This window comes from Variovorax sp. LjRoot175, from assembly GCF_964253805.1.
Lineage (GTDB): Bacteria > Pseudomonadota > Gammaproteobacteria > Burkholderiales > Burkholderiaceae_C > Variovorax.
Genome location: NZ_CAXURY020000001.1, coordinates 5,977,306 through 5,991,865, shown reverse-complemented (window position 1 = coordinate 5,991,865; position 14,560 = coordinate 5,977,306). Strand labels below are relative to the sequence as shown.

Genomic DNA, 14,560 nt, shown 5'->3' with positions numbered 1-14,560 from the left:
ATGAACCACATCCGCTCCATCCTCACCCTGGCGTGCCTCGCAACGCTGGCCGCGGCGGCCGGCGCGCAAGGACAAGGGCAGCGCCCCGGCCTCGGCATCACGGACATCATGCGCGCAGGTCCGCGCCTCGCACCGGCGCCCGCCGCACCGCGCACCGCCCCGCCGGCAGCGCCGGTGCAGCGCTCGGCCGAATACATCGTGGCGTTGGTCAATTCGGAGCCCATCACCAACACCGAAGTGCAGACGCGGGTCGAGCGAATCCTGAAGGAAAACGCCGAGGCGCAGCGCGTGCCGCGCGCCGAGCTCACGCGCCTGGTGCTCGAACGGCTCATCGCCGAACGCGCCCAGCTGCAACAGGCCAAGGAAGCCGGCATCAAGGTCGATGAACTCGCGATCGACCAGGCCGAACAGACGGTGGCGCGCCAGAACCAGATGAGCCTGGTCGAGCTGCGCAGCCGCGTCGCGGCCGAGGGCATCTCGCCGCAGACCTTCCGCAACGACCTGCGTGACCAGCTCCTGCTCACGCGCCTGCGCGACCGCGAGGTCGAGGCCAAGGTCAAGGTCAGCGATATCGAGGTCGACCAGTTCATCCGCGACCAGCGGACCTCCCCCAATGCCGCGACGCAGAACATCAATATCGCCCAGGTACTGGTCGCCGTGCCCGAGAGCGCGAGCGACGCGCAAGTCGCTTCGCTGCAGCAGCGTGCGCAGGGCGTCGCGCAGCGTGCCCGCGCCGGTGAAGACTTCGCCAAGCTCGCGCAGGAATTCTCCGATTCGCCGGATCGCGCCGTCGGCGGCGCGTTGGGCATGCGCAGCGCCGACCGCTACCCGAGCCTGTTCGTCGACGCGACGCAATCGACGGCGGTCAACGGCATCGCAGGGCCGATCCGCTCGGGCGCCGGCTTCCACGTGCTCAAGGTGCTGGCCAAGAGCCAGCCCGGCGCCGCCGATGCCGTCGTCACGCAGACCCAGGTGCGCCATATCCTGCTGCGCAGCGATGCCAAGCGCAGCACGGCGCAAGCCGTCGCCCAGCTGGCCGAGTTCAAGGAGCGGATCCAGAAGGGCACCGGCGACTTCGCCGGCCTGGCGCGGGACAACTCGCAGGATGCCAGCGCCAAGGAGGGCGGCGACCTGGGCTGGTCGCGCCCCGGCCAGTTCGTGCCCGAGTTCGAAGAGGCGATGAACCGGCTGGCGCCGGGCCAGCTCAGCGATCCTGTCGTTTCGCGCTTCGGCGTGCACCTGATCCAGGTGGTTGCGCGGCGCGACGCCAAGCTGAGCCAGGCCGAGCAGCGCGAAGCCGCCCGTGCCGTGCTGCGCGAGAAGAAGGTCGAGGAAGCCTTCGAAACCTGGGCGCAGGAAATCCGGGCGCGGGCCTACGTCGAATACCGCGAGCCGCCGCAGTCCTGACGCGGTGACGCCCTGAGGTGAAACACATCGCGCGCAAGCGCTTCGGGCAGCATTTCCTGTCCGACGCGGGCATCATCGACGCGATCGTGCGCGAGATCGCACCCGAGCCGGGCGATGCCATGGTCGAGATCGGGCCGGGCCTCGCGGCGCTCACGCAACCGCTGGTGGAGCGACTGGGGCGGCTCACAGTGATCGAACTCGACCGCGACCTGGCGCAGCGGCTGCGCGCCCATGGCCAGCTCGAGGTGATCGAGTCCGACGTCCTGAAGGTGGACTTCGCTGCCCTGGCGGCCAGCCTGGTCAAGCCCCCGGCAGCGGCCCTGCGCGTGGTGGGCAATCTGCCCTACAACATCTCGACGCCGATCCTGTTTCATCTGCTGGGCTATGCGCACCTGATTGCCGACCAGCATTTCATGCTGCAGAAGGAAGTCATCGACCGCATGGTCGCGAAGCCGGCCACCTCGGACTACAGCCGCCTCAGCGTGATGCTGCAGTGGCGCTATGCGATGGACAACGTGCTGTTCGTGCCGCCGGAGAGCTTCGAGCCGCCGCCGCGCGTCGACAGCGCGGTGGTGCGCATGGTGCCCTTTGCTGCGCCGCCGCAGGTCGATGCGGCGCGGCTCGGCGAGATCGTGCAGGTCGCTTTCAGCCAGCGCCGCAAGCTGCTGCGCCACACCTTGGGCAAGTGGCTGGAGCAGCACGGCTTTGCCGGCACCTTCGACACGCAGCGTCGCGCCGAGGAGGTCCCAGTGGATGAATACGTTGCGCTCGCACAGGCCGTCCCGCCATGAAAAAAGCCCGTCGAAGACGGGCTTTTTCTTGGCGTGGTGCCGTCAGGCTGCGGCGAGCCAATAGCCGGCGTTGAAGGGGCTGCTCATGCGCAGCGCCAGCGGGGACACGTCGACCAGTTTGTCGGTCGGCATCTTTTCGGCCGCCGGGTCGGTGGGTGGGAGATCGATGCCGGAAACCGGAGCGGCAGCGTTCTGTTGAGCCTCGTTAGCCCGTTCTGCTTGGCTGGTGTGTGCAGAACGGGCTACAGAAAAGAATAGAAGCACCTGAACGGTATCTTCCGGTCCCCCCAGTAGTCGGCGGCGTCGCGGAAGATGTCGAGCAGTTGCTCGCGGGCTTCCTTGTCGAACTTGGCATTGGCCGGAATCTGCTCGAGCACGATGACGAAGCCGGGCTGCGGGCCTGATTTATGCAGCGGGTCGGTCATGCAGTCGTACAGCGCGTCGAAGTTCTTGCCGAAATGCTGCGGAAAGGTGAACTGCTGAGCGATCAGATCGAGCACGTCCTGCTTGGTCTGGGCATTGCCCAGGTTGGCGTAGAGGAAGTGCTGGCCCGCCGCATGCGCCGCCTCCTGCAGGTCGCTCACGCGAAAAGCGCGAATCGACTGCACGATGTTAGGTCGCACGGAACGAAGGGATAGGGTCATCTCCGCTGGTCTTTCCATAGTTGTCGTCGTCATCATTTCTTCTGAGCGCTTGGGTGCGCCGCTCCAATCCAATTCATTGCTCATGGCACGATCCGTCTGAAACTTGCATAGTGGTCTGCCGTGTACCAGCACATCGCCGGCGCCGTGCGCTCGCCTCCGCAGACGATGCGCCGTGCACCACGATCGCGCGAGCCGGGTGTATCGACCGTGTACTCTCGGTAGTGGCCTCGTCGCTCTCGCGGCAACAAGCGTTCGCGGTTGCCGAACACCGTGCCGTCTTTCTCATGCCGGAAGGGACCACCGTTCAATATGGCCCCATAAGTGCGCTGGCCCTGCACCGGCAATTCGGCCAGAGCGATCGTTTCCTGTGCCGGCTGAACGGCGTGGGTGCCGGACCATTCACGGGCCTGGGCTCCGGCAGTGAGGGCTACGAGCATCAAGCTAGTGAGCACAAACTTGGAGACACGGGACGTGATCGAGGCGTAAGCCGCCATGGGGCACCAGAAGGAAAAGAGCGAGGGCCGAATCGGGGGGCAACCTTCGGGTTAACCCGCAAATTCAAGGCCGCAAGTGTGCACCAGAGGCGCACAAATAGCAAGCGCCTGCTCAATCTTTGAGCAGGCGCCAGGGTCTATGCGGGTCTTTGAAGTTAGCGACCGCTGTCGCGTTTGCGCCTATCGTTCGGCGTTTGCGTCGGCAACTGTGAGGGCTGTCATATTCACGATCCGGCGAACAGTCGCGCTCGCCGTGAGAATGTGCACAGGTTTGGCCGCGCCGAGCAGGACCGGGCCGATGGCGATGTTGCCGCCTGCCGCCGTCTTGAGCAGGTTGTAGGAAATATTGGCCGCATCGATGTTCGGGAAGACCAGCAGGTTGGCGTTGCCGGCCAGCGCGCTGTGCGGCATGACGGCGGCACGCTGCTTGCCGTCCAAAGCGACGTCGCCGTGCATTTCGCCGTCGACTTCCAGCCATGGTGCTTGCACACGCAGCAGATCGAGGGTCTGGCGCATCTTGACCGCGCTGGGCTGGTTGCTGCTGCCGAAGTTGGAATGCGACAGCAGCGCCGCCTTCGGCTTGAGGCCGAAGCGCATCATTTCCTCGGCCGCCATGGTGGTGATCTCGGCGAGCTCCTCGGGCGTCGGGTCGTAGTTGACGTGCGTATCGACCAGGAACACCTGCCGGTCGGGCAGGAGCAGGCCATTCATGCAGGCATAGATCGGCACGTCCTGCGGCGTGTTGGGACAGCCGCCCGGGCGCTTGCCGATCACCTGGTCGATGTAATGCAGGTGGATGGCGGTGGTGCCCCAGGTGCCGCAGATCATGCCGTCCACGTCGCCCTTGTGCAGCAGCATGGCGCCGATCAGCGTCAGGCGGCGGCGCATCTCGATCTTGGCGGTCTGCACCGTCGTGCCCTTGCGCTCGGTCATGCGGTGGTAGGTCTGCCAGAAGTCGCGGTAGCGATGGTCGTGCTCGACGTTGACGATGTCGTAGTCCAGCTCTTCCTTGAGACGCAGGCCGAACTTCTCGATGCGCTGGGCGATGATCGCGGGCCGGCCGATCAGCGTGGGACGGGCGATGCCTTCGTCCACCACGATCTGCGCCGCCCGCAGCACGCGCTCTTCCTCGCCCTCGCAGTAGGCGACGCGCTTCTTCGGCGCGCGCTTGGCGGCGTCGAAGATCGGCTTCATCGTGGTGCCCGAGGCGTAGACGAAGCTCTGCAGCTTGTCGCGGTAGGCGTCCAGGTCCGCAATGGGGCGCAGCGCGACGCCGCTCTCGGCCGCGGCCTTGGCCACGGCCGGCGCGATTTTCATCATGAGCCGCGGGTCGAAGGGCTTCGGAATCAGGTACTCGGGACCGAAGCTGAGCTTTTCGCCGACATAGGCGGCAGCCACGCGCTCGCTCTGCTCGGCCTGCGCGAGTTCGGCGATGGCATGCACCGCTGCGACTTCCATCTCGTCGGTGATGGTGGTCGCGCCGCAGTCGAGCGCGCCGCGGAAGATGTAGGGGAAGCACAGGACGTTGTTGACCTGATTCGGGTAGTCGGTGCGCCCGGTGGCCATGACCACGTCGCCGCGCACGGCATGCGCGTCCTCGGGCGAAATCTCGGGGTTGGGATTGGCCAGCGCGAAGATCACCGGCTTGGCCGCCATCTTCGCCACCATCGCGGGCTTGAGCACGCCGCCGGCCGAGAGGCCGAGGAACACGTCGGCGCCTTCGATCACCTCGGCCAGCGAGCGCGCCGAGGTCTTTTGCATGTACTGGCGCTTGTCGTCGTCCATCAGCTCGGTGCGGCCTTCGTAGACCACGCCGGCGAGATCGGTCACGAACACGTGCTCGCGCTTCAGACCGACCTTCAGCAGCAGGTTCAGGCAGGCCAGCGCCGCGGCGCCGGCGCCCGAGGTGACGAGCTTGACCTGCGAGATGTCCTTGCCCACCACCTTCAGGCCGTTGAGCATGGCGGCCGCCACCGTGATCGCCGTGCCGTGCTGGTCGTCGTGGAAGACCGGGATCTTCATGCGCTTGCGCAGCTCGCGCTCGACGTAGAAGCAGTCCGGTGCCTTGATGTCTTCGAGGTTGATGGCGCCGAAGGTCGGCTCCAGCGCGGCGATGACCTCCACCAGCTTGGCCGGGTCCTTCTCGTCGATCTCGATGTCGAACACGTCGACGCCGGCGAACTTCTTGAACAGGACGCCCTTGCCTTCCATCACCGGCTTGGCGGCCAGCGGCCCGATGTCGCCGAGGCCCAGCACGGCGGTGCCGTTGGTGATGACCGCAACGAGGTTGCCGCGCGCGGTGTACTTGAAGGCGTTGACCGGGTCCTTGACGATTTCCTCGCAAGGTGCCGCCACGCCGGGCGAGTAGGCCAGCGCCAGGTCGCGCTGGTTGAGCATCTGCTTGGTCGCCGCGATCGCGATCTTGCCCGGGACCGGAAGCTCGTGGTATTCGAGCGCGGCCCGGCGCAATTCGGCGCGCTTGTCTTCGGGCGTGGAAATCGGGGAGGTCAGATCTGACATGTGCCTTGGCTCCGTGCAACGCTTCTTGTGAGGGGCGCCGATTGTAGACCTCGGGCTCCAAGGGCACAGCCCGAGGCGCAGGGCGGCAAAAAGCGCCGAGGCGTCAAGCCGATGTGGCAATATGCCCAGCTCAGAAAAACCTGACGAGGAGCGACCATGGCGCTGATGGATTTCATCAAGAAACAGTTCATCGACATCATCCAGTGGACTGAGACCGGCGACGGAACGCTGGCCTGGCGCTTCCCGATGGCTGAGATGGAAATCCAGAACGGCGCCTCGCTCACCGTGCGCGAGTCGCAGATCGCGGTGTTCGTCAACGAGGGCCAGGTGGCCGACGTGTTCGGTCCGGGCATGTACAAGCTCACGACGCAGACGCTGCCCGTGCTCACCTACCTCAAGAACTGGGACAAGCTCTTCGAGTCCCCGTTCAAGAGCGACGTCTACTTCTTCAGCACGCGCCAGCAGGTCGACCAGAAATGGGGCACGCCCCAGCCGATCACGATCCGCGACAAGGATTTCGGCGCCGTGCGCCTGCGCGCCTTCGGCAACTACAGCTTCCGCATCGGCGACGCCAAGCTGTTTCACACCGAGATCTCGGGCACGCGCGACATCTATTCGGTGGCCGATCTCGACGGCCAGTTGCGCGGCCTGGTGCTGCAGAACATCAGCAACGCGATCGCTTCCAGCGGCGTGCCTTTTCTCGACCTGGCAGCCAACCAGATCCAGTTCGCGCAGGCGCTCGCGGCGCAGCTGGTGCCCGAGTTCGCCAAGATCGGCATCAAGCTCGAGGCCATCACGGTCCAGAACGTCTCGCTGCCGGAAGAGCTGCAGAAGATCCTCGACCAGAAGATCGGCATGGGCATGGTCGGCAACGACATGAGCAAGTTCATGCAGTACCAGACGGCGCAGGCCATCCCGAAGTTCGCCGAGGGCGCCGGTGGCGGCAGCGGCATCGCGGGCGACGCGATGGGTCTGGGCGCCGGCGTGGCGCTGGGCCAGGTGCTGGCGCAGAACCTCGCGCAGGGCTTGAGCCAGGGCGCGCCCGGCGCACCGGTCGCTGCGCCGGCGCAAGCTGCGGTCGCGGTGGTCAGCCCGGCCGATGTTATGACCACACTCGAGAAGCTGGGCGAACTGAAGACCAAGGGCATCCTCACGCAGGAAGAATTCGACGCCAAGAAGGCGGATCTGCTGAAAAAGCTGGTCTGAGCCCGTTCCGTTCGGGCTGAGCTTGTCGAAGCCTCTTCGACGAGCTCGCAGCGAGCGGGCCCCTGCCGTCGCCTTTCGTGGCCACCGACTCCTCCCAGCAGCGCTACTACCGCGCGCCCTGCCCGGGCTGCGGCGCGCCGGTCGAATTCCGTTCGGCGCAGTCGACGCACGCCGTCTGCCCCTATTGCCAGAGCACCGTGGTGCGCCAGGGCGACACGCTCGCGCGCACCGGCAAGATGGCGGAGCTGTTCGACGACTTCAGCCCGCTGCAGCTGTTCGCCGCCGGCCGCATCCAGGACCAGCCCTTCACGCTGGTCGGGCGCCTGCAATACAGCTACGACGGCGGACGCTGGACCGAGTGGATCGCGGCACTCGACGGCGACCGCACCGGCATCCTGAGCGAGGACAACGGCGCCTTCGTCTTTTCGCTGCCCTTCGAGCTGCAGCGCGAGGCCCCGCATCCGGCCGAGCTGCGCGTCGGCGCCACCACCGTCTTCAACGGCCAGAGCTACACGGTGGCCTCGAACGAGCAGGTCAGGCTGGTCTCGGCGCAGGGCGAGCTGCCACGGCTGCCCGAACTCGGCCGGCCCTTCGCGGTGGTCGAGCTGCGCAGCGACAAGGGGCTGGTGCTCAGCCTCGACTACGACACCCAGCCGCCGGGCGCCTACCTCGGCCGCGCGGTGCAGCTCGAAGACCTGCAGCTCACCGGCTTGCGCGACGAATCGGCCAAGGACGAGAGGGGCCGCAGCTTCAATTGCCCGAACTGCGGCTCGCCGGTCACCGTCAACCTGGCGGACAGCAAGAGCATCACATGCCGCGCCTGCAACAGCATCATCGACCTGACGCAGGGCATCGGCGGCGAGCTGAAGCATGCCGTACAGGACGAGCCGGTCCAGCCGCTGATCCCGATCGGCACCGTGGGCCAGTTCCAGGGTGCGCAGTGGCAGGTGGTCGGCTTCCAGCACCGCATGGGCGTGGCACCCGGCGACGACGAGCACTTCGGCTGGAACGAGTACCTGCTCTACAACAAGAAGCGCGGCTTCAGCTTCCTGGTCGATGCCGAAGACGGCTGGAGCATGGTCAAGCCCACCACGGGCGCGCCGACCATGGCCGAGAACGGCTCGCGGGCCACCTACCTCGGCAAGGTCTATCAGCAGCAGTACGCCTACAACGCCGAGACCGGCTACGTGGCGGGCGAGTTCTACTGGCAGGTCGAGCGCGGACAGAAGAGCTTCAATCGCGATTTCGCCAGCGGCAGCGCGCTGCTGTCGATGGAGCGTTCGGCCAAGGAGCTGACCTGGTCCTCGGGCAGCAAGGTCGACAGCGCGGCCGTGGCTGCCGCGTTCAAGCTCGACGGCAAGAAAGACATGTTCAAGCGCAGCGATGCGCTGCCCGTGAGCGCAGCCTCCAGCCTCGGCTGCGGCACGATCATCCTGATCATCGTGGTGATCATCATCCTGTTGATCATCCTGAGCACCTGCAGCAGTTCGAGCGGCGGTTCGCGCAGCTCGGGCGGCTCTTTTGGCGGCTATTCAAGTGGCGGCGGCCACAAATGACGTTTTTTTCCGGAGGTCCTCATGTTGGGAATTGAATGGTTACGGCCCGCGGCCTTCCTGGGCTCGCTGCTCTACGCGGTCGTCGGCGTGCTGGTGTTCTGGGTCACCTTCCTGATCATCGACAAGCTCACGCCTTATGACCTGTGGCAGGAGATCGTCGAGAAGCAGAACGTGGCGCTCGGCTTGGTGGTGGCCGCGATGAGTCTCGGCATCTGCGTCATCGTGGCCGCAGCGATCCATTGAGCCCCCCGGCTTGCCACTTCGTGTGCTTCGCCACCCCCCGCGGGGGAGGCTCGGCCGCCTTGGGGCGGCCCGGCGGCGACCGATGAACGAAGCGCCCATGTCCGCGCGCCCCGCTGCGGGGAGCGGCCCGCAGCCCGTCGAAGTCGCGCTGCTCGCCAGCGTGTTCGTGGTCGCGGCCTGCGGGCTGGTCTACGAGCTGAGCGCGGCGGCGCTGAGCTCCTACCTGCTCGGCGACTCGGTGCTGCAGTTCAGCACCATCATCGGCACCTACCTGTTCGCGATGGGCGTGGGCTCCTGGCTCTCGCGCTACTTCGAGCGCCAGCTGCCAGCGCATTTCCTGCGCATCGAGCTGATGGTGGCGCTCGTCGGCGGCGCGCTGCCGGCCCTGCTCTTCATCGCCAACGCCTACGTCCCTGGCGCCTTCCGCCTGCTGCTCTACGGGCTGGTGCTGGTGGTCGGCACGCTGGTCGGGCTCGAGATCCCGCTCGTGATGCGCATCCTGCGGCGCAACGTGATGCTCAAGGAGCTGGTCTCGCAGGTGCTGACCTTCGACTACCTCGGCGCGCTGGCGGTGTCGGTCGCCTTCCCGTTGGTCCTGGTGCCGCAGCTCGGCATGATCCGCACCGGCCTGCTCTTCGGCCTCATGAACGCGGCGGTGGCGCTGTGGGCGCTGTGGCTGTTTCGCCATGAGCTGCGCCGCGTCGGCGCGCATGCGCTGGCCTGCGTGCTGGCGCTGGCCGCGCTGGCCGGCGCCTTCGTGTTCTCCGAGCACATCACGACGCTGGCGGAAGACAAGTTCTACCAGGATCGCATCGTGTTCAGCGCGAGTTCGCCCTACCAGCGCATCGTGGTCACGCGCGGCGCCGCCGGACATCGCCTGTTCCTCAACGGCAACTTGCAGTTCGCGGAGCGCGACGAGTACCGCTACCACGAGGCGCTGGTGCATCCTGTGATGGCCGCGCACGGTGCGCCGAAGAAAGTTGCCGTGCTCGGCGGCGGCGACGGCATGGCGGTGCGCGAGATCCTCAAGTACCCCTCGGTGGAAAGCATCACGCTGGTCGAGCTCGATCCCCACATGACGCGGCTTTTCAGCGAGCACGAGACCCTGGCGGCGCTGAACGGCGGTGCGCTGAAGTCGCCGAAGGTCCGCATCGTCAACACCGACGCCTTCCAGTGGCTGCAGCAGAACAGCGAGATGTTCGACGTGATCGTGGTCGATTTCCCCGACCCGACCAACTTCGCGATCGGCAAGCTCTACACCAACTCCTTCTATGCGCTGCTCGACAAGCGGCTGTCCGCGAGCGGCTATGCCGTGATCCAGACCACCTCGCCGCTGGTGGCGTGCAAGAGCTTCTGGACCGTGGCCGCCACCGTCGAATCGGTCGGCCTGCTGGCGACGCCCTATCACGCTCATGTGCCGAGCTTCGGCGAGTGGGGCTACATCATCGCGAGCCGGCGGCCCTACCGGCTGCCCGATGCCATGCCCGAGGGGCTGCGCTTTCTTGCGCTGCCCGCCTTGCCGCAACTGTTCGAGTTCCCGCGCGACATGGCGCGCGTGCCGGCCGAGGTGAACCGGTTGTCGAACCAGACGCTGGTCACGACCTACGAGCGGGAATGGGGCAAGGTCACGGGGCACTAGATGAAGCGCCGCGAATTCCTTGCAGCTACGGCTGCCGGGGCCGCAGCCCTTGGAGGCTGCGAGGCGCCACACGTGATTGAAGGCGGCTTCACCGGCATCGATGTAGAGCGCGGCCACGCGTTGCGCGATGGCGCCTGGCGCGCCGGCGCGCCTGCCGGCGTGCGCCGTACGCGCGTCGTCATCGCCGGCGGCGGCGTGGCCGGCCTCGCCGCCGCACGGGCGTTGCGGCTCGCCGGCATCGAGGACTTCGTGCTGCTCGAACTCGAGGACACGGCCGGCGGGAACAGCCGCGGCGGCCAGGTCGGCGGCATCGCTTGCCCGCTCGGCGCGCACTACCTGCCGGTGCCGGGCGACGAGGCGCATGAAGTGCAGGAGCTGCTCGAAGAACTGGGCATGCGCCGGCGCGTGGCGGGCCGCTGGGAATACGAGGAGCGCCACCTGTGCCACAGCCCGCAGGAACGCCTGTTTTTTCAAGGCACGTGGCAGGACGGCCTGTTGCCCGTGCGGGGCGTGGGCGAGGCCACGCTGACGCAGTACCGCCGGTTTTCGCAGCGCGTGGAGGCCTTGCGGCACACGGCGCGTTTCTCGATACCCGTGCTGCGGGCGCAACCTGCGCCGCTCTTGCTGGCGCTGGACGCCGTCCCCTTCGGTGTCTGGCTCGATCGCGAAGGCTTTACCGATCCGCATCTGCGCTGGTACCTCGATTACAGCTGCCGCGACGACTACGGCGCCGGCATCGCCCAGGTCTCGGCCTGGGCCGGCATCCACTACTTCGCCAGCCGCCATGGCTTCCATGCGCCGGGAGATGATGGAGCCGAGCGCGATGCGGTGCTGACCTGGCCCGAGGGCAACGGCTGGCTCACGCGCCGGCTCGCCGACCCGCTCGGCGATCGCTTGAAGGCGGGCCATGCCGTCGTGCGCATCGCGGACACCCGTTCCGGGGTCGAGGTCGATGCCTTCGATGTCGCCACCCGGTCGCGCGTGCGCTGGCAGGCCGAGCGCTGCATCGTTGCGTTGCCGATGTTCATCGCCGCGCGCGTGGTCGAGAACCCGCCCGAGCTGTTGCGCCACGCGGCCGCGCACCTGGGCTACGCGCCGTGGCTGGTCGCCAACGTGCATCTGCGAGCTCCGCTGGCCGACCGGCCCGGCGCGGCGCCGAGCTGGGACAACGTGATCTACGGCACGCGCGGGCTCGGCTATGTCGACGCGCGCCACCAGGCGCTGGACCCCACGCCGGGTGCCACCGTGCTGAGCTGGTATCGCCCGCTCGGCCCCAGTGCCTACGATGGGCCGGACGGCCGCCGCCGGCTGCTCGATCGCCCATGGACGGCCTGGCGCGACGACCTGCTGGCCGAACTCTCGCTGCCCCATCCGGACCTCGCCGGGCTCGCCACCCGCATCGAGATCACGCGCTACGGCCATGCGATGGCGATACCGGCGCCCGGCCTGCTCGGCCAGCTCGGCCAGCTCGGCGCGCGTGAGCGCGTCGCCGCCGGCCGGCTCGCCTTCGCGCACAGCGACTGGTCGGGCTATTCGATCTTCGAAGAAGCGTTCACGCGCGGACATCTGGCAGCGGCCGGTGGAGCCGCTGCTTGACGTGATTTTGCGGATTGGCGCAAAATGCGCCAATCCGGAGTGAAACCATGTCCACGGCAACCCCCTTTGCTTCCGTCAAGCTTCCGGCCGCGCTGGTCGACAAGGCGCGCAATGCGGCGCAGCCCATGCGCCGGTCGGTGGCCAGTCAGATCGAGTACTGGGCCACCCTGGGCCGCGCGCTGGAGCAAGCGGGCCTGTCCACGCAGGACAGCCAGGCGCTGATTGCGCGCGAGGAATCGGCGGCCTACGCCGGCGAGGTCAACGTGCAGCCCGCCCTCTCACCCGAACTTGACGCCTTGCACGGCCACGTGCTGGCTTTGGCGCAGTCCGGCGCGTTGGCTGAGCGCGCCAAGGTGGCGGTGGCCGAGAACCGCGCCAAGGCAGCGCCCCGTGCGCGTGGCCGCAACGCGGCCTGATGCCGGTTCTCCACCTGATCGCCGGCCCCAATGGCGCCGGCAAGTCGACGCTCTACCGCTATCTGATCCAGCCGCGCTATCCGCAGCTGCCCTTCATCAACGCCGATCTGTACGAGCGCGAGCAGCTCGGCCATGTCCGCCATGCGGTCCGGCGCTCCGAAGCTGCCCGGGCCTGGGCCGATGCGCAACGCGTGGCGCATCTGCGCGCCGGGCAGTCCTTCGTCAGCGAAACCGTCTTTTCGCATCCTTCCAAGCTGCAGCTCATCGCCGATGCGCGTGCGCTCGGCTTCGAGGTGGTGCTGTACATCGTGTGCCTCGACGAGCCGCGCCGGCTGCTGGAACGCGTGCGGCAGCGCATTCACGAAGGCGGCCACAGCGTGCCCGCGGACAAGATCCTGGCGCGCTATCCGCGCACGCTCGAGAACCTGCGCCAGGCCGTGCGCGAGGTGCAGCTCGCGATGCTGTTCGATGCGACGGACACCGACGCGGGCGGCCCGCACCTCGTGGCCTCGGTGGTCGCGGGCCAACTCCAGCCGCATGGGCCGTGGCTGCCCGGCTGGGCGCGCAAGGTGCTGAGCCCGCTGGGCGATGCGGCTTAGGGCCGCATCAGCGCCTCGATCTCGTCGGCCTTGACCGGCACGCCGCGTGAGATCAGCTCGCAGCCGGTCTCGGTGACGATTGCGTCGTCCTCGATGCGAATGCCGATGTTGTGGAACTGCTCCGGCACGCCCTCGCCCGGACGCACGTAGATGCCCGGCTCGATGGTCAGCACCATGCCCGGCTTCAGGATGCGGCTGGGCCGGTTCTTGATGACTTCGTTCGACAGCGGGTCCTTGCGTTCGCTCACCTCGCCCACCTGGGTCGGCTCGACGTAGCTGCCGCAGTCGTGCACGTCCATGCCCAGCCAGTGGCCGGTGCGGTGCATATAGAAAGGGAAGTAGGCGCGCTGCTCGATCACGTCGTCGACGCTGCCCACCTTGTTGGCGTCCAGCAGGCCCAGGTCCAGCATGCCCTGCGACAGCACCTTCACGGTGGCCTCGTGCGGATCGTTGAAGCGCTGCCCGGCCCGGGTGGCCGCGACTGCCGCGTCCTGGCTCGCCAGCACCAGGTCGTACAAGGCGCGCTGCGGGCCGGTGAACTTGCCGTTGGCCGGAAAGGTCCGCGTGATGTCGCTGGCGTAGCCGTCGAGCTCGCAGCCGGCGTCGATCAGCACCAGTTCGCCGTCGCGTACCGGTGCTGCGTCGGCACGGTAGTGCAGCACACAGGCATTGGCGCCGGCGGCCACGATCGAGCTGTAAGCCGGGTATTGGGAGCCGCCGAGGCGGAATTCGTGCAGCAGCTCGGCGTCGAGGTGGTATTCGCGCACGTCCTTGCCCTCGCGCAGCATGCGCGCCGACAGCTGCATGGCGCGGATGTGGGCCCGGGCGCTGATCTGCGCGGCGCGGCGCATGGTGTCCTGTTCGTGCGCGTCCTTGACGAGCCGCATCTCGTCGAGCGGCCCGCACAGGTCGCGCTGCTCTTCGGGGCACAGCGCGCCGTAGCGCACCCGGGCGCGCACTGCCGACAGCCAGCCGTCGATGCGCGATTCCAGCCCCTTGTGGGTCGCGAAGGGGTACCAGACGGTCGACCTGTTCTCCAGCAGCCGCGGTAAACGGGCGTCGAGTTCGTCGATCGCAAAGGCCTCGTCGACGCCGAGCGCGGCCGGCGCTGCCTCCGGCCCCAGCCGGTAGCCGTCCCAGATCTCCCGTTCCAGATCCTTGGGCGCGCAGAACAGCGTGGCACGACCTTCGCTTGTGAGTACCAGCCAGGCATTCGGCTCGGGAAAGCCCGTCAGGTAATAGAAATAGCTGTCGTGGCGGTACAGGAAGTCGCTGTCCCGATTGCGTTGCCGCTCGGGCGCGGTGGGAATGATGGCGATGCCATCGGCGCCCAAATAAGTAGAAAGACGTACACGGCGCGCGGTTTGATGAGTTGCGGTCATAACGTGACTATGCAATACCTTTGTAACTCCACTGGGGGGGAGTGAAAACACATAAGGAAAAGATTTG

At 67.2% G+C, this 14,560-nt stretch carries 13 protein-coding genes; 9 read left to right on the top strand and 4 right to left on the bottom strand.

Features of this window, described 5'->3' with window-relative positions:
• Together ACSQ89_RS29685 and rsmA are read left to right on the top strand one after the other, a co-directional pair.
• Positions 1–1,407: a peptidylprolyl isomerase gene (locus tag ACSQ89_RS29685; protein WP_436294853.1), complete on the top strand. Its 1,407-nt coding sequence runs from the start codon at positions 1–3 to the stop codon at positions 1,405–1,407.
• A 17-nt stretch (positions 1,408–1,424) separates the two neighbouring features.
• Complete coding sequence (rsmA, locus tag ACSQ89_RS29680) at positions 1,425–2,198, top strand: 16S rRNA (adenine(1518)-N(6)/adenine(1519)-N(6))-dimethyltransferase RsmA (protein WP_093107105.1); 774 nt, start codon at positions 1,425–1,427, stop codon at positions 2,196–2,198.
• 242 nt (positions 2,199–2,440) lie between these two features.
• Here rsmA and ACSQ89_RS29675 read toward each other — a convergent pair whose 3' ends face one another.
• The 3 genes from ACSQ89_RS29675 to ACSQ89_RS29665 form a co-directional block, all read right to left on the bottom strand.
• Positions 2,441–2,875 carry a barstar family protein gene (locus ACSQ89_RS29675; protein WP_093107358.1) on the bottom strand — a complete coding sequence of 145 codons (435 nt, stop codon included), beginning with the start codon at positions 2,873–2,875 and terminating at the stop codon, positions 2,441–2,443.
• A gap of 47 nt (positions 2,876–2,922) precedes the next feature.
• Positions 2,923–3,336, bottom strand: coding sequence for a ribonuclease domain-containing protein (locus tag ACSQ89_RS29670; RefSeq protein ID WP_093107106.1), 414 nt, complete (start codon positions 3,334–3,336; stop codon positions 2,923–2,925).
• Between the two features lie 180 nt (positions 3,337–3,516).
• Complete coding sequence (locus tag ACSQ89_RS29665) at positions 3,517–5,856, bottom strand: NADP-dependent malic enzyme (RefSeq protein WP_436296607.1); 2,340 nt, start codon at positions 5,854–5,856, stop codon at positions 3,517–3,519.
• Between the two features lie 156 nt (positions 5,857–6,012).
• Here ACSQ89_RS29665 and ACSQ89_RS29660 point away from each other — a divergent pair, with 156 nt between their 5' ends.
• The 7 genes from ACSQ89_RS29660 to ACSQ89_RS29630 all read left to right on the top strand — a co-directional run bounded on the left by ACSQ89_RS29660 (position 6,013) and on the right by ACSQ89_RS29630 (position 13,111).
• Positions 6,013–7,062 carry an SPFH domain-containing protein gene (locus ACSQ89_RS29660; protein ID WP_436294122.1) on the top strand — a complete coding sequence of 350 codons (1,050 nt, stop codon included), beginning with the start codon at positions 6,013–6,015 and terminating at the stop codon, positions 7,060–7,062.
• A 77-nt stretch (positions 7,063–7,139) separates the two neighbouring features.
• Positions 7,140–8,618 (top strand): DUF4178 domain-containing protein, encoded by a 1,479-nt coding sequence (locus ACSQ89_RS29655; RefSeq protein WP_436294123.1) that lies wholly within the window; start codon positions 7,140–7,142, stop codon positions 8,616–8,618.
• A gap of 21 nt (positions 8,619–8,639) precedes the next feature.
• Complete coding sequence (locus ACSQ89_RS29650) at positions 8,640–8,861, top strand: DUF350 domain-containing protein (RefSeq protein ID WP_093107114.1); 222 nt, start codon at positions 8,640–8,642, stop codon at positions 8,859–8,861.
• A 97-nt stretch (positions 8,862–8,958) separates the two neighbouring features.
• Positions 8,959–10,500 (top strand): polyamine aminopropyltransferase, encoded by a 1,542-nt coding sequence (locus tag ACSQ89_RS29645; RefSeq protein WP_436294124.1) that lies wholly within the window; start codon positions 8,959–8,961, stop codon positions 10,498–10,500.
• Positions 10,501–12,096, top strand: coding sequence for an FAD-dependent oxidoreductase (locus tag ACSQ89_RS29640; RefSeq protein WP_436296606.1), 1,596 nt, complete (start codon positions 10,501–10,503; stop codon positions 12,094–12,096).
• A gap of 47 nt (positions 12,097–12,143) precedes the next feature.
• Entirely contained in the window at positions 12,144–12,512 is a 369-nt protein-coding gene (locus ACSQ89_RS29635) for a TA system antitoxin ParD family protein (RefSeq protein WP_436294126.1), read from the top strand.
• Positions 12,512–13,111, top strand: coding sequence for a zeta toxin family protein (locus ACSQ89_RS29630; protein WP_436294127.1), 600 nt, complete (start codon positions 12,512–12,514; stop codon positions 13,109–13,111). Before ACSQ89_RS29635 ends, ACSQ89_RS29630 begins: the two co-directional genes overlap by 1 nt.
• On the opposite strand, the gene ACSQ89_RS29625 is transcribed toward ACSQ89_RS29630, so the two are convergent.
• Complete coding sequence (locus ACSQ89_RS29625; protein WP_436294128.1) at positions 13,108–14,493, bottom strand: aminopeptidase P N-terminal domain-containing protein; 1,386 nt, start codon at positions 14,491–14,493, stop codon at positions 13,108–13,110. The genes ACSQ89_RS29630 and ACSQ89_RS29625 overlap by 4 nt on opposite strands.
• Between the last annotated feature and the right edge of the window lie 67 nt (positions 14,494–14,560).